The organism is Dyadobacter sp. CY345, from assembly GCF_021502725.1.
In the GTDB taxonomy this organism is placed as follows: domain Bacteria; phylum Bacteroidota; class Bacteroidia; order Cytophagales; family Spirosomataceae; genus Dyadobacter.
In genome coordinates, this window is sequence record NZ_JAKFFS010000003.1 from 692,268 (window position 1) to 711,926 (window position 19,659).

A 19,659-nucleotide genomic window follows, 5' to 3' on the forward strand; every position below is an offset into this window, starting at 1 on the left:
TCTTGTCACTACGCAGATTCTAACGTTCTTGGTGACAAGAAATGTCTCACTTCACTTTTGTTCACTTTCTTGTCGGCGTGCCAGAGATCATAGTCTGATTGCAATTTTACCCAAAATTGAGGCGATGAACCAAATGCCTCAGACAAACGAATCGCCATTTCTGAGTTTATTCCCTGGCGTTCATTCAAAATTGCTGAAACAGTACTCCTCGTTACGCCTAGTCCTTTTGCGACAGTAGTAATTGTCAAAGTATTTCCAGTCTCCTCTTTTATTCCTTCCATAATATCCCGAATCATTGATCCTGGATGTGGAGGTTTCATGCCTCGATTGATCATATATAACCTTTATTAATTGTAGTCGATATAGTCGACGTCAAACACAATCCCGTTTTCCAGTCTAAATATAATTCTAAAATTTTTATCAACCTTAACAGACCAAAAACCTTTCAAATTTCCTGTAAGTTCATGAAGTCCCCAACCGATCTGGTTCATATCTTCAATACTGAACGATTCATCCAGGCGATAAAGAATTCGTCTAATTTTTTCAATATGGTGAGGTTGTAATTTAGAAGGATCATCCTTTTCATACAATAATCTCAGACCTTTGTGTCGAAAGTTTATTATCATAACACAACTATTGAACAAAATGTTATAGGTGCAAAGAGATTTGACGCGCCCAGATTGATAGGTCACTCTTGTAATTCCTTTTTTATACCTTTGCCTAAAAGATTGTTGTACCAGAAAGCCCGAATATGTCCTCTCTAACAGACTCTGAAAATATCCAACAGCTTACGCAGGAGGTAATTTCATTACTAAAAAAACTGATTAAAACACCTTCGTTTAGCAGAGAGGAAGAACATACGGCTGCATTGATCCAGGATTTTTTCAGACAAAAAGAGATTCCTTTTCAGACAAAAAAAAATAATATCTGGGCTTACAATAGATATTTTGATCCCGCAAAACCTACTGTTCTTTTAAATTCTCACCACGATACGGTAAAACCAAATAAATCCTGGACACTGGATCCTTTTCAGGCTCTGGTTGAAGGGGATCAGCTTTTTGGTTTGGGAAGTAATGATGCCGGCGGTTGTCTGGTTTCGTTGATTGCTACTTTTTGTTATTTCTATAATCGCGAAGATTTAACTTACAATATTGTTATTGCTGCTACCGCAGAGGAAGAAGTTTCAGGAAAAGAAGGTTTGGAAATTGTTGTTCCCGAGCTTCCTGAAATAGCCTTTGCGATTGTTGGTGAACCAACGGAAATGCATTTGGCGGTGGCTGAAAAAGGTTTGCTGGTACTGGATTGTACTGCAAAAGGAAAATCCGGACACGCGGCGAGAGAAGAAGGGGATAATGCGATTTATAAAGCCATTCAGGATATAGAATGGATCCGGAATTATAAATTCCCCAAAATTTCCCCGACTCTGGGACCGATCAAAATGTCGGTTACCATTATCAATGCCGGGACGCAGCATAATGTAGTGCCTGATACCTGCATTTTTACGATTGACGTTCGGGCGACGGATCAATATACTCTGGAAGAAATCATTGAGGTGATCCAGGAAAATATTCAGTCGGAGGTAAGCGCGCGTTCAATCCGCCTGCGTCCTTCGAGTATTCCGATGGAACATCCGATCGTGCAGGCAGGTTTAAAAAGAGGCAGAATTGCTTATGGCTCACCAACTACTTCGGATCAGGCATTACTGGATTGTCCGTCGTTGAAAATGGGGCCGGGACATTCGGAGCGTTCACATACAGCCAACGAATTTATTTATCTCCATGAAATCGAAGCTGGTATCTTGCAATATATCAGTATGCTGGAAGAAGTTGTGACTAAGTAATTTCACATTAATACTTGCCTATTATGTTTTTTTTCAAAGAAGAAGACGTTGCGAAATTTTATACAGTCCGGTTTCTGTATATCAAAACTTCTTTGAAAGGAAATGTTTTTGAAATAATCCTAAATCGGCCGGAAAAGCGAAATGCTTTCACGCCCACAATGGCCAGTGAGATCGCATTTGCGCTGGCTTATGCAAAAAGTCAGGTTGATATTCGGTGTGTTATTATAAAAGCTGAAGGTCCGGTTTTTTGTGCTGGCGCTGATTTAAATGCTTTCCATGATCCGACAATAGATCTTAAAAATCTAACGCTTGCCGAGCCGATTGAAGAAGTCAGACTTGGTGATGCTTTTGCGAATTTACATAAACCGTGTATCGCACAAGTAGAAGGTTCTGTCTTTGCAGGAGGTTTTTTGATTGTCTGTGGATGCACTTTTGTTGTGAGTCTACCAGAAGCAAGTTTTAGTCTACCAGAAGTGAAAAGAGGAATATGGCCGATGCAGGTCATGGCTTCGTTATTAGAAATTATCCCCAAAAGAAAAATACTTGAAATTTCAATAACCGGGAAAAGTTATTCGGCAGAAGAAGCGAAGAATATCGGTCTGGTTACTCAAATAGTAAATAAAGAAGTTATTGAACATGAAGTCAATAAACTTGCCGATCTGATTTGCTCAAATGCTCCATATGCAGTCAAATCGGGAATGGAGGCACTTCAAAATATATCAGATATAGCGGAAAATGATCGCCATATTTATCTCAAAGCTCAACTGGATAAACTCCTAAAATCCGAAGACGCAAAAGAAGGCACAGCCGCTTTCAAAGAAAAACGAAATCCAATCTGGAAAGGAAAGTAACAGAATTGCCAAAAACTTACACCGAGCCAATGCCGAAAGCTGATTGCAGACAGCCGACAGCCAATTTAGCTTCCCGGCACAATCTCAATTTCTTCCCCATACTTGTTATGGAACTTGAAATCAATAACCCCCAATGAAGTATCCTTAATTAGTTTCACCCAGGTTTTGTATTGGAAAAGCCATTTTACCTGTTCAGAAATTATTCCTTTTGTGAAATAAGCATGGATAAATGGATGAAGCGCGATGGTGATACCACGTTCATTTTGTTTTGAAAGAATATAATCCAGATTCGACAAAATAATATCCGTTACCAGAATACTTGCCTGGATCGTTCCCGTACCGCCGCAAGTAGGACAGGTTTCGCGGGTAACAATATTCATTTCGGGTCTTACACGCTGACGTGTGATTTGCAGTAACCCGAATTTCGAAAGCGGAAGAACCGTATATTTTGAACGGTCGCCTTTCATTTCGTCGCGCATCATGTCAAAAAGAACGCGTTTGTTTTCCGCCTTCTTCATGTCAATGAAATCGACAACGATAATTCCACCCATATCGCGCAAGCGCAACTGACGGGCAATTTCTTTCGCTGCTTCAATGTTTACACTGAGCGCAGTAGCTTCCTGATCTTCTTCCGAATTAGACTTATTTCCACTGTTCACGTCGATAACGTGCAGAGCTTCCGTATGTTCAATGATCAGATAACCACCGTTTGGCAAACTTACCGAACGGCCAAAAAGAGATTTGATTTGCTTCTCTAAACCGAATTGTTCAAATATCTTGTTCTTGCCATTATGCAATTTCAAGATACTTTCTTTATCCGGCGCAATGTTGTGGATATAGGCTTTTATATCCTCGTAAACTTCTTTTGAATCAACCGTAATGCTGTCAAACGATTCGTTCAACATATCACGGATAATCGAAGAAGCACGGTTCATTTCACCGATCACACGGTCGCGAGGCTTGGCATCACGAAGCGTTTTGATACCATTTTCCCATTTATCCAGACAATCCTGAAGATCTTTATTCAGTTCATCTACATCTTTTCCAGTGGCAACAGTACGGATAATTACACCGAAGTTGGCTGGTTTGATGGAAGACATGAGTCGTTGCAAACGCGTTCTTTCCTGTTTGTCAGTAATCTTTTTGGAAAGATTTACCGAATTTGAGAAAGGAACCAAGACGATGTAACGACCTGCAATAGAAATATCACAAGACAGGCGGGGGCCTTTTGTTGAAATAGGTTCTTTAACAATCTGAACCAGAATAGCCTGATTTTTAGAAAGTACTTTATCAATCTTGCCAAGTTTTTCAATTTCGGGTTCCATCTTGAAGTTATTCAACTTCCCGGAATTGACGCGCTTGGAGATTACATCTTTGGTTAGTTTATTAAGAGAGTTTATGTTCGACCCTAAATCCAGATAATGCAAAAAAGCATCCTTCTCAAATCCTACGTCAACGAACGCGGCATTAAGCCCAGGCACAAGTTTCCTTACTGTACCAAGGTAAATATCCCCAACAGTAAAGCTCTGGTCCGGTGTTTCGACGTGGTATTCTAACAGACGTTTATCCTGCAAAAGGGCTATACGCTCTCCCTTTTGAGTAGAATTTATTAGTAATTCGTTACTCAATGTTCAACCAACCAAATGGCTATATAAAGTTAATACTCAACCTCCTGCTTTACATTAAAGACAGGCAACATATATCTCGTAAGTGATAATATGACCGGATTCAAATGATTGAGATCCGGTCATATATCAATTATTTCTTCTTATGTCTATTTTTTCTAAGACGTTTCTTTCTCTTGTGAGTGGAAATCTTATGTCTCTTTCTTTTCTTTCCGCAAGGCATAAATTTATGTCGTTTATATAATAAAAAATAATTGTTTTACTTATTTAATTGTCAAGACGCTCCTGAAGTTCCACAATGGCCTGCTGAATCACGGGGTCATTTTCTTCCTTCTTCACTTCCGCCAGTACTTTACGAGCCTCTTCTTTTTTCCCAAGCTCCACAAGCGTAAGTCCTAAATAGAACTTAGCTTTTGTATTCGCCGGGTTATTTGTCAGAATTTGTTTAAACCGATCTGCTGCTTTCGAGAATTGATTCGAACGCATGGACAGAATACCCAGATTAAACAAAGCTAACTCATTTGTAGGATCAGTATCCAAAACTTCACGCAACATCAAAATTCCCTGCATCGGGTTTTCAGTGTTCACATAGGTCATGGCCATATTGGCTTTTGCTGCCAGCAACCCTGGATTTTTTTCAATTGCTTTTCCATAAAACTCCCGTGTTTTGTTACCAAGGCTTTTTGCTTTGGCATCATCAACGGCAAATCCATATGCTTCATAATAACGATCACCTGCTTTTGTAATATTTTCAATAGAAGGTGATAGCTGTGCTACCAGTTCAGCATAATGTGCAGCGCTGTCGAATTTTTGAAGTTTGGAGAACGTGTCGGACAATTTTAATCCGGCAGCTATTTTTTCTTTTCCACTTGCCTGATTGAAGCCACTTCTCTGAGAATCAACATTTTTTTGCTGCTCTGGGGATAAAGTGGCTCCATCATGCATGTTCGAGGGAGTTTCGGATGCCGGAGTAGCTGGTGTGTTAGCACCTGGCGCTTTTGCAGCCTGACTCTTCTCGGTGTCCACTTCTTTTGCTTTTGTATTAACAACCACCTTCGGAAGACTGTAAAGAGTTCCAACCAGGGCCAACGCCAATACACAAGAAAGAATTATAGACTTTTTCATACTGTTTTAATCAAACCTAATTAAGGCAAATTATTTTTCAGCTAGATCTTTCAATTTGTCACTCACTTTAACTTGCTCAACAAAAACTTTTGCTGGTTTAAAGCTTGGTACAAAATGCTCGTCAATGATCATTGAAGTACCTTGTGAGATATTACGAGCTACTTTACGGGCACGCTTTTTATTGATAAAGCTACCGAAACCTCTAACATATAGATTTTCACCCTCTGCAAGCGAGTCTTTTACCACGGTGAAAAACGATTCTAGCGTTTGTTGAACATCGCCCTTGTCTACACCTGTTTTCTCGGAAATTTGTGCGATTACGTCTGCCTTAGTCACTTTGATTATTTACTTTAAGTGGATATTATTTCTTTTCTTTATTTCCTCCTCCAAATTTTGGGAACACAAAGGTAGGGTAATTTTACCATAATTTAAAAGGTTAGCATTTTCATTTTTTTTCTAATTGGTTAAAAAACAGTGTATATAAGTCAAAACGTTATGCTACCCGATCATTTACAACTACTTGAATTTAACGCAAAACTAAAATCCTGGTATCTCGAAAACCATCGTCCGCTATTGTGGAGACAAACGACAGACCCATATAAAATTTGGCTTTCGGAGATTATTTTACAACAAACCCGTGTCGCACAGGGAACTCCGTATTATGAAAAATTCCTGATTAACTATCCGACAGTATTTGATCTGGCGGCTGCGGATGAGCGCGATGTGCTGAGATTATGGCAGGGTTTGGGTTATTATTCGAGAGCCAGAAACATGCACCATACGGCCAGGCATATTGTGGAAGAGTGGGAGGGGAAGTTTCCTGAAAGTGCAGTGAAACTTGCGAAACTCAAAGGTCTGGGTGCTTACACCGCCGCAGCCATCGCATCCTTTGCTTTTAATGAAGCTGTTCCGGCCATCGATGGAAATGTATACCGAGTGATGTCCCGTTTGTTCGGGATTTTTACGGATATATTAAGTTCCGGTGCAAAAAATGAATTCACTAATCTCGCAAAAGAGATTATTTCAAAGGATGATCCTGCAACTTATAACCAGGCGATGATTGAGTTCGGGGCACTGCAATGTGTGCCGGTTTCTCCAAATTGTTCAATTTGCCCTTTCGCTTATATGTGTTATGCTTATGAATTCAAAATGCAGAATAAACTTCCGGTCAAGATGAAAAAGAATGCGGTGAAAAACCGGTATTTTAACTATTTCATTTTACAAAAAGGCGATAGTCTTGCGATGCATGAGCGGCTTAAAAAGGATATCTGGAAGGGACTTTATGATTTTTATTTAATTGAATCGTCTTCTGATATTAACAGCCCTGATGATCTACCAAAGGACACTTTTCTTGAAGACTGGAAAAACAAGGGACAAGTTCGCCAGGTTCTGAAAGAGTACACGCATTTGTTGACTCATCAAAGATTGACAGTAAGATTCTGGTGGATTATAGTTCCGGAAGGTGAAGTTATAAATCTGCCGGAGGATATGGCGTTTTATTCGAGAAGTGAAGTGGAAGAATTACCAAAACCCATTTTAATGGATACAGTTTTAAAAGAAGAGTTATTCTTGTAATTTTTTTGCCACAAATACACGAATTTTTCACAAAACGTTGCCCTAATTTTTTCTTGCATTTGTGGCAAATTTATTTTGAGATGATATCGTTCCAGATCATGAAAACGAAGGATAAGAACAAGAACCAAAACGGAATTGAGAAAATACGAATAAATAGATTATTACGTTGCTTTGCACCTTTGGCCTGTTGATATTATTGGTTGCTACAAATATTTGGGCGCTCTGCACTTAACTTATATCAGGTACAGAGTACCGCAATACTTGTAGGAATAAGCGAAAAGAGAAGGTTTCCCAAGGTGCAGAGCACCGAAATATAATTTAGTTTCGAAGGTTTGATTACCAGATACCAATTCACCTAACCTTATAATCATTATGCAAAAAATTGCCATGCTTGGGTCCGGTTTCATCGGACGTTTTTATGCGGAATCCATTCATGGCCAGCGTGGCCGCGACCGGGTTGTTGCGATTTATGCGCGTCGGGAAGAAAGCGCCAAAAAATTCGCGGATGATTATGGTTGTGATTTCTGGTCCACCAATATGGAAGAGATTATTTCAAGCCCGAGTGTTAATATGGTATGTATCGCACTGCCAAATAATCTGCACGAAGAGGCGGTTATGCTTTGCGCAAAACATAAAAAGGCCGTTGTTTCCACAAAACCTTTGGGAAGAAATGCGGACGAGGCACTCCGCATGATGCAGGCGGTGGAAGAAGCCGGGATTTTTGCCGGTTATCTGGAAGATCTTTGTTATAGTCCAAAGTTTTTGAAGGCACTGGAAAGTGTAAAAACCGGAGCTCTTGGCAGAATTATCTGGGCAAAATCCAGAGAAGCACATCCTGGCCCGCATAGTGAATGGTTTTGGGATATTGAACAGGCTGGCGGTGGATGTATTTTGGATCTGGGTTGCCATTGCATCGAAATTTCAAGAAATTTTATTGGCAAAGATATTCGTCCGGTGGAAGTGATGTGCTGGGCAGATACGCAGGTAAAACCGATTGATGCCGAAGATCATGCCATTGCTCTGGTAAAATATGAGAACGGCGCGATCGGACAATTTGAAGTAAGCTGGACTTTCCGCGGAGGTATGGACCTGCGAGATGAGGTGATGGGTACTGAAGGGACAATCTGGATTAACAATTTCCTGCGCACCGGATTTGAAATGTATACATCAGGGAGTGGAGGCGATTATGTTGCTGAAAAAGCAGAAAGTAAAAGCGGCTGGCTTTTTCCTGTGGGCGATGAAGTAAATGATCTGGGTTATAACCACATGTTCACGGATATGTTCAATGCAGCTGAGGAAGGGCGTGATGCGGCCGAAACTTTTTATGACGGTTATGTTGTGAATGCGGTTATTGACGCGGCCTATCGTTCTTCAAAAACCAAGTTGTGGGAGAACGTGGAGTTGCCGGTTTGGCGTGGACAGGAAGGCGTGACGAAACCTTCAAATTATGTTGAACATGATGAAGAGCATTATCTGATCAAACAGGAAGTGACGCACGACGGACGGAACAAATTGATCCTGAAAAATAAAATTACAGGAAAAATCAGTGAGCAGGATGTGTGAAAAATGATTCAGAATACTGGAAATGGTCATGAAAATATTTATGCGAAATTTGAATTTGCATATTTGAACTAATATCCGGTATATTGAATTTAATTATCCACAATCATCACAAACGCACGAAATCATGGCAGGAGTTAACAAAGTAATCCTTATCGGAAATTTAGGAAGCGACCCGGAAGTCAGATATCTGGAGAGCGGTTCGGCAGTTGCAAAATTCAGTATTGCAACAACTGATTCTTACACAAATAAGAACGGTGAAAAAGTAGAAAATACCGAATGGCACCGCATTGAATTATGGGAAGGACTTGCGAAAGTTGCTGAGAAATATCTTAAAAAAGGTAATTCTGTATATATAGAAGGAAGAATCCGTACGGATAACTGGACGGACAAGGAAGGTGTTCAGAAATCCGGCGTAACGATCCGCGCAAACAGCATGACTTTATTGGGCGGGCCTAACACAGGCGGAGGCGAAAATAACCAGGGAAATCAGGGTTATGCGCAGTCGTCTGCTCCGAAACAAAACCAGGCTCCGAGATCGGCTGATCCGATCCCGCCTTCGATGGCAGCAGGAAATGATGATGACGATCTGCCATTCTGATTTTCTAAGAATTCTATCCAAATCGCATGTTTTTTAAGACGTAATGTCATTTGACAACAGGATTTTTGGGTAGAATTCTTAACTTGGGTTTATTATGAACTTTTCAGATTTTTTGTGAAAGAAACTGCCGATAGTGACGATCCCTTGTCTCGAAAGCGTACGGGGATAATTTATCCCGCTAAAAGTGCGCTTCCATTACTGGCCGGTATGGTCATACCCATTGACAGCTCTGCTGTTTACGAATTAATTCTTGTCTTCATTCTTTTGGCTGTCTCTCTTTTTCTGTCGGGAATCAGAGCTTCTTATGCAACAGCCGGCGCAATGGAAAATCCCTGGGAGCGAAAAAGTATTCCGGAAAACCAGCTTCCTACGCGCATTCAGCAATTAGCACTTTCTATTATCCAGCGCGGGGTTACATTGCTTGGGTTATTATTAGCTGCAAGGTTTACCTGGCTCCAGGTTCAGAACAACGATGAAACTATATTTCACTGGATTTCACTGGCAACGCTGGCTTTCTGGATATGGCTTGATGTTATGGTCAGGTTTTTTTCTGCACGCAATGCTGCTGAATTAATTCCGAAAATTTCCGGTACTACCCATTTTATTATAAAACTATGTGAACCACTGACAAAACCAGTTACTCGCCTGGGCTACTTTTTTGGAATTTTGACACCGGAAGGTTCTGAAATTTCTACTGAAAGATTAGAAGCAAAAGCAGAAAGCGAAGAAGGAACGGATCTCCTCCGCGGATTAGCAAATTTCCGGCAGACCAATGCGCGGAAGGCGATGCAGCCACGTGTTAATATCACAGCTTTCGACATTGAGCTCAATTTCCATGAGCTTATGGATAAAATCAATAAGTCGGGATATTCCCGGGTTCCTGTTTATAGAGATACGCTGGACAGTGTGGAAGGAACCCTAAATGTAAAAGATCTCCTTCCTTATCTGCATCATAATGAGCATTTCAACTGGCAAAAATTGCTTCGTGAACCTTATTTGATTCCTGAAAGTAAGCGGCTGGATGATCTTATGAAAGAATTCCAGAACCGTCGCGTTCACATGGCGATTGTGATCGACGAGTATGGAGGAACGAGCGGATTGATCACTTTGGAAGATATTATTGAGGAAATTTTTGGTGATATCAATGATGAGTATGACGAGGAAGAGGAAGTCAATTATACCAAAGTAGATGAGAATACGTACGTCTTCGAAGGTAAAGTTTTGATCAATGATCTTTGCCGTATCCTGGATCTTGAATCGGATTATTTTGAGGAAGTGCGTGGAAACAGTGAGTCGCTGGCGGGACTTTTATTAGAACTTTTTTCAAGATTACCCCGCACTGGAGAAATTGCCACGCACCGGGAAATTACTTTCAAGGTACAATCAGCTGACAAAAAGAGAATTAAAAAAGTGAGAGTTTTGGTTGGATGATCAATTATGCGGTGAAACAGATCTCAGATTTCCCTTTGAATCGTAGATGTTAATTTTGCTCACGTTGTCTTTTGAAATTGTCAAAACCCGGGACGATTGAGATAAGTATCCCGAACCATAATTCCATTCATGCGTTCTTTTCTTGCCATTTTTTAAGATAATTTCTGCCCTGATCTCATCGGCGATTGGCGTGATTTTGATCAGGTTTTTTTCTTTATTTTGAGAAAAGAAAACTTTGAGCTTGTCATTGTTTTGGGCTGCAAGAATCAGTTTATTTCCATCAGTTAAAGTTAATTCCGCCAGGCTTTTTCCGTCGCCTTCTACAAGAAAACCGCCGGAAGCCGCTGATACCGGACTGAAATTTCCTTTGCCATTTCCCAATAAAAGCAAGCCATTAAAAGCATCAAGTCTTCCGCTGATTGATTCAGGAGCATAAGAATTTCCTGTTAACAATAAGTCCTGATGTCCGTCTGCGTTGTAGTCCCCGGTCAGAATGCCGTAGACTGGTCCGAGTTGTGCCGCCGCGGGAAGAGCCTTCATTTTAAATTTCCCATTTCCCAGATTTTCCAGCAAAACACTTCTCATTTCTTCACAGATAAGCTTCCTGGCGTCTTTCAACTCATCTTTTTTGAAAATATCTTTTATCTCTGCCTTTGCATAATCGCCATAATAGACAAAGCGCTTTTTAAGAAAATTCATCTGGCTTGTCATTTCGTCACGCGGGTGGATAGGATACAAGTTTTCGCCGGTATATCGGAATATAACAGGATCTATTGTTCCGCTTTTGTCAAAATCTTTGGCGAACATTGTCAGCGGTTTGGTTGATGACGGACGTTCTTCTGAATTTAAACCAACATTTCCAACGACATAATCCATATCGCCATCTTCATCAAAATCTCCGGAACTGATACTATTCCACCAACCTGTTGTATTGGTCAGACCAACAGAGGCAGTGATATTAACAAATTTTCCATTTGTATTTTTTAGAAATGTAAGCGGCATCCATTCGCCGGCCAAAATCAAATCCATCCATCCGTCGTGATCGAAATCTGTCCAGAGCGAAGACGTAACCATGCCGATTGAATTTAGTTCAGGACAAACCTGAGTAGTAATGTCTGTAAACTTTCCTTGATCGTTCCTGAGGATCGAGCTTTTCGGTGAAGTTGGATATTGGCCGGGCGTCAGTCTGCCGCCGATGAACAAATCCAGATCACCGTCTTTGTCAAAATCCACAGCATTAACCGAAGAACCGCTGGTCGTATTGATAGGTAAAGCTGATAAATCCAGTTTAAATTTTCCCTTTCCGTCATTCAAATAAAGACGATCCTGATAATATTTTGAATCAATCGGAAATTCGCTGCTTCCACTGACGATATACAAATCCAGATCGCCATCCTCGTCTGCGTCAAAAAACAGCGAACCCATATCTTCTTCGAATTTTTGGTCTTTGGTCAGCGGTTTTTCAATAAACTGTCCATGCGCATTTTGAACAAAAAAACTTCCCGAATGACGGAATGCCCCACCTATATAGAAATCTTCACGCCCGTCCCCATTGATATCGCCAACTGCAATGCCCGGCCCGTTTTGTGATAATAAATGTGGTAAAAGCGGCTGTATTTTAAAATCAATATATAATTCTTCTTTGTGTTTGTAAAGAATCCCCAACGCATCCGAAACTTCCTGAAAAAGGGGTTTTGGTATTATCGGATTATTTTTCTGATTGACAGATGCTCTATCATGTTTCAGTTTTAAAACCTGATCAGCAGAAATATTGGTCAACAATTGTGTTTTCTTGTCTGACCAAACCACCCGGATAGAATCCACTTTTTTATTTTTCCCAAGTCCAAAATGCAGCGTGTTTTCAACAGTCGACTGATATCCTCGGTAGGGCGAATGCTCAATATACTGTTTTTCGTTCTTCGTGTAAATTGTCACCTTAGACCCAAATCCGTAAGGATTTTCTTTTGTGCCGTTTAATTTGATGCGGAGATAATGATGATCAGGCAGTTTTTCTGAATTGTTTTTGTATACAAATGCTTCATGATCAATGTTATTTATCACTAAATCCAGGTCACCGTCATTGTCCAGATCCGCATAAGCTGCACCGTTTGAAAAAGATGGCTTATTAAAACCCCAGGATTCGGATTGGTTTTTAAAGGTGAGATCTCCGTTGTTTTTAAACAAATAATTAGAAACATGCGCGCCTTCAACTTCTTTCAAAGCCTGAACGGTTGGGGTATTATCCAGATTTCCGGACTGGATTTGCTGCTGATATTGCGCCATCCGGTAAATCACAAAATCACGGTTTGTAATGTCTTTTGGATATCCGTTTGTGATCATCAGATCGCGTTTCCCGTCATTGTCATAATCGGCAAACAAAGCGCTCCAACTCCAATCCGTCGCCTGGACACCGGAAAAACGCCCTATTTCACTAAAAAAAGGATGATTTGTTCCGGGGCGATTTCCATTGTTATGCTGTAAGGTATTACGCATAAATTGTGGCTGGTAACCCATTCTTTGTTCTGAAAGAAAACGGTCATAGTTCATCAGCCCAAACATGTTTTTCCGGCGGATATTTCCTTCCGGTAGCATATCGAGCGTTACAAAATCCACCAGTCCGTCATTGTCAATATCAGCCGCATCGTTACCCATGGCTGAGTAACTTTGGTGACGGAAATAATCGGTTATCTCGTTTTGGAATTTCCCATTTTGCTGATTAATATACAGCAGATCATTCGACAAATAATCATTGGAAATATACACGTCCGGCCAGCCATCTTCATTGACATCAACGATAGAAACACCCAAACCAAAACCTTCGGTAAGGATATTCGCCTCTGTGGAAACATTGGTGAATTTTATCTGACCATTAATTTTACCATCATTCCGGTATAATTTATCAGTACTTAGTGCAGAACCATCCGTTCGTTTTGGCCGGATCACATTAGGACCTTTGCGCTCCATGACGTTGGTTACCAGAAAAATATCGAGATCACCGTCTTTGTCATAATCGAAAAACGCAGCCTGAGTAGTGTTTCCGGAATAATCCAGACCATACTTTTTTGCCTCTTCAACAAAAGTGTTATTACCCTGATTGATGTACAGGAGATTGGGGCGAGGTACAATAGAGGAATTTGGTTGTTGAGGCCCCGCTCGACAAACGTAGATATCCAGAAAACCATCCGCATTAATATCGACCATGGAAATTCCGCGAGACCAACTATCGGCAAGTTTTATTCCTGACTTCTCAGTGATATCTTCAAACTTTAAATTGCCTTTGTTGAGATAAAGCCGACTTTCAGCCATGTTTCCGCCCATGAAAACATCCTGTAAACCGTCATTGTTGATATCGCCAATACCAACACCGCCGCCGTTGTAAAAATATTCGTAGGTGAGGATGTTGAGTTTTTCATCCTCTTTCAAGTTATTGGAGAAAGTAATTCCGGTTTCGCCGGAAGGAAGCAATTCAAATAAGGTATCCTGATTCTTTTTTTTACAGGTTAACAGCGCACTGCTAATTATGAAAAGTAAAATCAGTTTTCGGATCATTTGGATGCGGTACTATCGGAGGTTATTTTAGAGAAAAAGCGGATTTCATATAATTCCTGATTTTTGCCGGGAAGGTATGGTTTTTGAAGTTTTTTAAGCACAAGCTGATCATTGTCCAGTTTCAGAATTTTATAACCATTCAAAAAAGCACCAGCCGAATCCAGATAAACAAGCGAATCCGATTTCAGAATTTTGTAATTATATTTCCTGAATTCATCCTTCCGGCGTTCAAAAACCACCCCATCTTTGGTATACTCAAAATGCGACCAATGCTCATCCTGAGAATTGTTGACATGTGTAAAACCATTGACAAAGTTCGAAATAGAATCCGTTTTCCAGATACCCAAAATCTGCTTTTCTTTCGACGCACATCGTGTCAAAACAGAAATTAAAAAAAACGCAACAACTACTTTTTTCACAATTTTCTAAATTACTTCAATTGAAAAAGAAAGAAGCCAACCATTAAAGGACAATATCCCTACGTTGACTTCTTTCAAAACGCCGGGAAAATTCCTCAGCCACATTAACCACTAACCATTAACAATTAATAATTACTATTCTGGATCAAAACCCCATCACTCAAATCCACTTCACGTTGTGGGAGCGGGAAGTAATAATGTTTAGGTTTTACAAAATTACGACTTGGTTTATACGGTCCGCGGGCAATTTTATAATGTGCAGCAATATCAATGAGGCCGGCTTTGTCCCAACGCATCAGATCCTGATGACGCTCGTTCTCACCGGCAAGTTCGACACGACGTTCGTGCATGATATCCTTCATCGTAGCACCGGTGATCTCTTTCACACCTGCCCGTTTTCTGACCGCATTGATTTCAGCATCACCACTTTGTCCGGAACGGATTTTAGCTTCGGCTGCCAAAAGATAAACATCCGCTGAACGCAAAAACGGAGCATTCAGACTCTGATCCATATCACCCGTTGGGGTAAACTGAGAATATTTCCGGAAAGCAAATCCAGTAACACGAGTCATATCAGCAGTAAATTCCGTTTCGCCAAGAGATCCTCTTTCCACCTTATCACCCGGACTAAAAATAGAATAGGCCTTACGCGGATCGCCCTCTTCAAACTCATTCACGAGATCCTGAATCGGCTCATGAAATCCCCAACCGCCAAAAGTTTGCGGTGTGTGGTAATAGGCTGGTGAGTTATCTGCTGTCCATCCTGTTTCGTATTGCAGCGAAAATAATGTTTCTGTATTATTTTCTGTAACCAACTCAAAATTCTGATTGAATCCGGTTGCTAGTTTATAAGCTGCATTCGAAGTAACCTTTGCACTTGCCTCGATTGCCTTAGCCCAGTTTTCCTGATATACATACAATTTGGCAAGAAAACCATAAGCAGCTCCCTGCGTTGCCCGGCCAGCTTCTGTTGCTTCGTAGGTAACCGGAAGCATCGTTGCAGCTTTTTGGAAATCAGCTTCTGCCTGCGCTCTCACCTCGGCCAGCGAAGATTTCGGTTTGTTATAGGTCTGGTTCAATGCATCTTCCTCCAATAAAATCGGTACTTCGCCATAGATCAGAGATAAGCGCCAGTATACAAAACCACGCAGGAAATAAGCTTCGCCCATGCTCCGGTTTCGCAAGGTTTCGTCCATATCCACTTTCGGGGCGTTGATAAGTACTGCATTTGCCCTTGAAATAACTTCATACTTCGTGGACCAGGTTGCAAGAATATGGGAATTGGAGGGATCAAAAGTGAACATTTCCAAAGCCGTTTCATCCGCGTGATCACCTGCCCGGTTCATATCATCTGAGCAGTTATCGAAAGTGTATTCTGTGTGTGCGAATCCATCTTCGTTTAACAAGGGAGCGTAAATGGCATTTGTTGCGGCCACAACGTCGTCGCCATTACGCCAGTATTGCTGGGACGTAACCTGACCATACGGCGTCGTTTCCAATAAATTGTCCTGGCAACTGATCAAAGTTGCAAGAAAAATATATCCGGCTAGTGTAGTTATCTTTTTCATAATCATATAAAATCTGCTGGTATAAGAATCTGAACGTTTGAACTAGAAAGATAGGGAAGCGCCAATGGTCCAGGTTCTTGCCAACGGGTACTGTGCATAATCAACATTTAGCTGGTTGTATTGCCCTGTTCCTCCGCTCACATATCCCAGTTCGGGGTTCAGTCCGGAATATTTCGTAAATGTGATAATGTTCTGGCCAGTGACGTAAAGTCTCGCCTGAGACATTTTTAGCGCGCCAATAACAGACTTTGGCAAAGTATATCCCAGCGTCATATTTTTCAGACGCAGGAAATCACCTTTTTCAACAAACAGATCCGAAGGACGGAAGTTGCGGTTTGCGTTATCGATACTAACTCTTGGTACCGAGTTGCTTGTTCCGTCACCATTCCAGCGATTCATTGCATCAGCATAAAGGTTAAAGGAATAACTGGCGTCAAGTCCTTGCATCCTGTCCGCATTGTAAACCGAAACGCCGCCTACACCAACAAAAAACAGGTTGAAATCAAAACCTTTGTAATTAACACCGGCAGAAAATCCATAATTGATCTTTGGCTGCGGGCTGCCAATAATTGTTCTATCCTGATCATCGATTACGCCATCATTATTCAAATCCACAAATCTTACGTCGCCAGGTTTTATCTGTCCGTCAGAACGACGTGAATCGTTAGCAATGTTGACGTCTGAATCAATTTGTCCCTGATTTTGATAAAGTCCGTCCGTTTTATATCCGTAAAATGTTCCGTAAGGCTGGCCTTCGTAGGTACGGACAATTTCCTGCTGGCCACGTCCATATAGTTGCGTCGCCAGAAAGCCGCCCGGTGTAGCCAGTTTGGTAATTTTGTTTTTTATAAAAGTCGCGTTACCACTTAAATTAAAAGTAAAGTCGCCAAGCGTATGACGGTAAGACGCTTCCAATTCCAGACCTTGGTTTCTAAGTTCTCCGATATTTTGATCAGGAATAGTTGAGGTACCAATTGTTCCGATGGATGGCGGGGCGAGAAGCATCTTTTTTGTGTCTTTAATAAAATAATTTGCAGACAGATACAGGCTGTTTTTCATTAATCCGGCTTCCAGTCCGAAGTTGCTCATTTCAGCAGTTTCCCAGCCAATATTGATATTTGCCAACCGACTTTGCGCTGAACCCGCGATCTGATTTTGCACGCCTCCGTTACCAAATGCATAGCGGTAAGAAGAATTGATCAGAGCAAGATACTGCAATGAGGCAACATTTTGGTTACCCAATTGTCCCCAACCTCCTGTAACCTTGAAATTGCTGAAAATCGGGAGTGCATTTTTGAAAAATGATTCCTCAGAAATTCTCCATCCTGCTGAAAAGGCAGGGAAATAACCCCATTGGTTTCCGGGAGCAAATTTGGAAGAACCATCACTGCGGACAGTTGCAGTAAATAAATATCGGTCTCTAAAAGAATAATTAACCCGGCCAAAAACTGAGGCAAGTGCGTCGTAGCTGCGTCCGCCGTTTCCGCCATCGCTCAGAGGTATCGACACGATCGTTCCGGCATATTGCATGTAACGCAGCGAAGGATCCTCGCTCGCAAAATCACGTCCGCGCTGATTGGAATAAATATCATTGAAGGTTTGGGAAGTATATCCACCTACCAGACTTAGTGAGTGCTGACCAAATTTTTTATCATAAGACAAAAAATATTCCTGCAAAAACGACCAGTTTTTATCATGACCTAATCCAAGTTGATTGTAAGCGTTGGTTCTGAACTGGTCATTAATCTTAACATCAAAAGTACGAGTTTCGCTAAAAGTTGCATCCATGGCAACATTCGCGCGAAGTTTCAAACCTTCGATAATTTCAAGCTCGCCGGTCACACTACCTAGAAAACGGTTGCGAATATTGTCTGTATCCTGGTTATCGACCGTGAAAACCGGGTTGTTAATATCGCCAAAAGCACCGATTCCCTGCGTGGAACTATAAGTGCCGTCGGTATTTTTAACAGGTAATCCGGGATGAAAACGGATGGCACTCCAAAGTAAACCCGTTTGGGAAGACCTTGTATCAGGTGAACTGTTGTGAGTATTGGTGAACTGGAAATTCTGACCAATTTTGATTTTTGAGCCAATTTTATGATCTGAATTAATACGGAAGTTCAACCGTTTGTACTTCGATTTTTCAATAATACCCTTTTCATCGTAGTATCCACCCGAAATTGAAAAAGACGAATATTTGCCACCACCTCGGATAGAAGCGTCATAATTTTGTGTAATGCCTTGTTGCAACAGCTCATCCTGCCAGTTGGTAAGCTGGGTCTGATATCTGGTATCCTGCCAGATAGCCGGAATTGGTAAGCCATCGTTTTCATAAGCTTCCCTTTTAATCATCGCCAAAGAAGGAGCATCCAGTACGTCCAAGGTCTTGATCCGGTTTGTTACACCCACGTAACCGTTTACGGAAAGTGCAATCGGATTATCAAATTTCCCACGTTTGGTGGTGATGATTATAACGCCGTTTGCTGCACGCGTTCCATAGATTGCCGATGCAGAAGCATCTTTCAGAATTTCAATTGACTCAATGTCATTTGGGTTGACATCGTTCATACTTCCTGACGGTACACCGTCGATTACAACGAGCGGTGAAGCATTATTCACAGTTCCGAAACCACGGATCTGAATGGTACCTGCATCACCCGGAGCACCGCCGTTACGGACAATATTAACGCCCGCAGCTCTTCCTTGTAATGCCTGCTGCGCTCCACCAGACGGAAGGTTTTCGAAATCAGCTCCTTTGACAGACGATACAGCTCCGGTCACATCTTTCTTTTCCTGTGTACCATAACCAACGACAACCACTTCATTCAAAGCACTTACATCAGGAACAAGCGATATATTGATTATATCGTTTTTGTCAAGAACCACTTCCTGACTGACATATCCGATAAAAGAAAATTTCAAGGCAGTGGCGGCATCAGCTATGGATAATTGGTACTCACCTTTTTCGTTGGTGGAAGTTCCTAGCTGGGTTCCAACCACAAGAATATTTACGCCAGGCAAGCCTTCGCCTTTGTCGTCTGTCACTTTTCCCGAAATTTTGCGCTCAGCGGTTTTAAGTGGAAAAAGGAAGCCCTGCGTCTGGATCGAAGTGCCTGCTGGGTTTTTTCGTAGCAAAATACGAGTGTTGCCAACTACCTCATAGGAAACATTCAGGGGAGTTAATATCTGATCCAGCACTTTGTACAAAGGTCCTTTTAATTCTTTCAAAGATGTACTTTGAGAATTCTGGATACTGCTTGTGCTGTAAACAAACTTTACGTCAGCCTGCTTTTCGATCAGGTTCAATACCTTTTTAATTTCCGTAGATTCCACTTTGAGAGAAATCTCTTTGCTCAGCAATTCCTGCCCACGTAAAGTATGGGCCATGGAAATCCCACAGCATAAAATCGCAATAATCAGTTGCTTAACACTAGTGCGCATGACTTTGTAAACAACCCTTTTGAGGGGTATTTTTTTATTCATAATTTTAAGAGTTTTTGTGGTTAACGAAACGC

Annotated in this window: 15 protein-coding genes; 6 read left to right on the forward strand and 9 right to left on the reverse strand. The window is 41.3% G+C overall.

What is annotated here, in order from left to right; all coding sequences use genetic code 11:
• Positions 1–8: 8 nt before the first annotated feature.
• Both L0657_RS16845 and L0657_RS16850 read right to left on the reverse strand, forming a co-directional pair.
• On the reverse strand, positions 9–320 hold the full coding sequence (locus L0657_RS16845; protein ID WP_235151919.1) for a HigA family addiction module antitoxin: 312 nt from the start codon (positions 318–320) through the stop codon (positions 9–11).
• Between the two features lie 27 nt (positions 321–347).
• Positions 348–626, reverse strand: a complete 279-nt coding sequence (locus tag L0657_RS16850) for a type II toxin-antitoxin system RelE/ParE family toxin (protein ID WP_235151920.1) — start codon at positions 624–626, stop codon at positions 348–350.
• 125 nt (positions 627–751) lie between these two features.
• Here L0657_RS16850 and L0657_RS16855 point away from each other — a divergent pair, with 125 nt between their 5' ends.
• Together L0657_RS16855 and L0657_RS16860 are read left to right on the forward strand one after the other, a co-directional pair.
• Entirely contained in the window at positions 752–1,840 is a 1,089-nt protein-coding gene (locus tag L0657_RS16855) for a M20 family metallo-hydrolase (RefSeq protein ID WP_235151921.1), read from the forward strand.
• Between the two features lie 23 nt (positions 1,841–1,863).
• Positions 1,864–2,691: an enoyl-CoA hydratase/isomerase family protein gene (locus tag L0657_RS16860; protein WP_235151922.1), complete on the forward strand. Its 828-nt coding sequence runs from the start codon at positions 1,864–1,866 to the stop codon at positions 2,689–2,691.
• A gap of 65 nt (positions 2,692–2,756) precedes the next feature.
• Here L0657_RS16860 and L0657_RS16865 read toward each other — a convergent pair whose 3' ends face one another.
• From L0657_RS16865 to L0657_RS16875, 3 genes are all read right to left on the reverse strand, one after another.
• Positions 2,757–4,319: an Rne/Rng family ribonuclease gene (locus L0657_RS16865; protein WP_235151923.1), complete on the reverse strand. Its 1,563-nt coding sequence runs from the start codon at positions 4,317–4,319 to the stop codon at positions 2,757–2,759.
• 264 nt (positions 4,320–4,583) lie between these two features.
• Positions 4,584–5,441 (reverse strand): tetratricopeptide repeat protein, encoded by an 858-nt coding sequence (locus L0657_RS16870; RefSeq protein WP_235151924.1) that lies wholly within the window; start codon positions 5,439–5,441, stop codon positions 4,584–4,586.
• Between the two features lie 30 nt (positions 5,442–5,471).
• Positions 5,472–5,777 (reverse strand): HU family DNA-binding protein, encoded by a 306-nt coding sequence (locus tag L0657_RS16875; protein WP_090341329.1) that lies wholly within the window; start codon positions 5,775–5,777, stop codon positions 5,472–5,474.
• A gap of 159 nt (positions 5,778–5,936) precedes the next feature.
• Here L0657_RS16875 and mutY point away from each other — a divergent pair, with 159 nt between their 5' ends.
• The 4 genes from mutY to L0657_RS16895 all read left to right on the forward strand — a co-directional run bounded on the left by mutY (position 5,937) and on the right by L0657_RS16895 (position 10,608).
• Positions 5,937–7,016, forward strand: coding sequence for an A/G-specific adenine glycosylase (gene mutY / locus L0657_RS16880; protein ID WP_235151925.1), 1,080 nt, complete (start codon positions 5,937–5,939; stop codon positions 7,014–7,016).
• 372 nt (positions 7,017–7,388) lie between these two features.
• Positions 7,389–8,579 carry a Gfo/Idh/MocA family protein gene (locus L0657_RS16885; protein ID WP_235151926.1) on the forward strand — a complete coding sequence of 397 codons (1,191 nt, stop codon included), beginning with the start codon at positions 7,389–7,391 and terminating at the stop codon, positions 8,577–8,579.
• A 124-nt stretch (positions 8,580–8,703) separates the two neighbouring features.
• Entirely contained in the window at positions 8,704–9,177 is a 474-nt protein-coding gene (locus L0657_RS16890; protein ID WP_235151927.1) for a single-stranded DNA-binding protein, read from the forward strand.
• Between the two features lie 114 nt (positions 9,178–9,291).
• A complete protein-coding gene (locus tag L0657_RS16895) occupies positions 9,292–10,608 on the forward strand; it encodes a transporter associated domain-containing protein (protein ID WP_235151928.1) in 1,317 nt (438 codons plus the stop codon).
• Here L0657_RS16895 and L0657_RS16900 read toward each other — a convergent pair whose 3' ends face one another.
• The 4 genes from L0657_RS16900 to L0657_RS16915 all read right to left on the reverse strand — a co-directional run bounded on the left by L0657_RS16900 (position 10,609) and on the right by L0657_RS16915 (position 19,627).
• Entirely contained in the window at positions 10,609–14,157 is a 3,549-nt protein-coding gene (locus L0657_RS16900; RefSeq protein WP_235151929.1) for a VCBS repeat-containing protein, read from the reverse strand.
• A complete protein-coding gene (locus tag L0657_RS16905; protein WP_235151930.1) occupies positions 14,154–14,576 on the reverse strand; it encodes a hypothetical protein in 423 nt (140 codons plus the stop codon). The genes L0657_RS16900 and L0657_RS16905 overlap by 4 nt, the downstream gene beginning before the upstream one ends.
• 125 nt (positions 14,577–14,701) lie before the next feature.
• A complete protein-coding gene (locus L0657_RS16910) occupies positions 14,702–16,144 on the reverse strand; it encodes a RagB/SusD family nutrient uptake outer membrane protein (RefSeq protein WP_235151931.1) in 1,443 nt (480 codons plus the stop codon).
• A 42-nt stretch (positions 16,145–16,186) separates the two neighbouring features.
• Positions 16,187–19,627 (reverse strand): TonB-dependent receptor, encoded by a 3,441-nt coding sequence (locus L0657_RS16915; RefSeq protein WP_235151932.1) that lies wholly within the window; start codon positions 19,625–19,627, stop codon positions 16,187–16,189.
• Positions 19,628–19,659 lie beyond the last annotated feature (32 nt).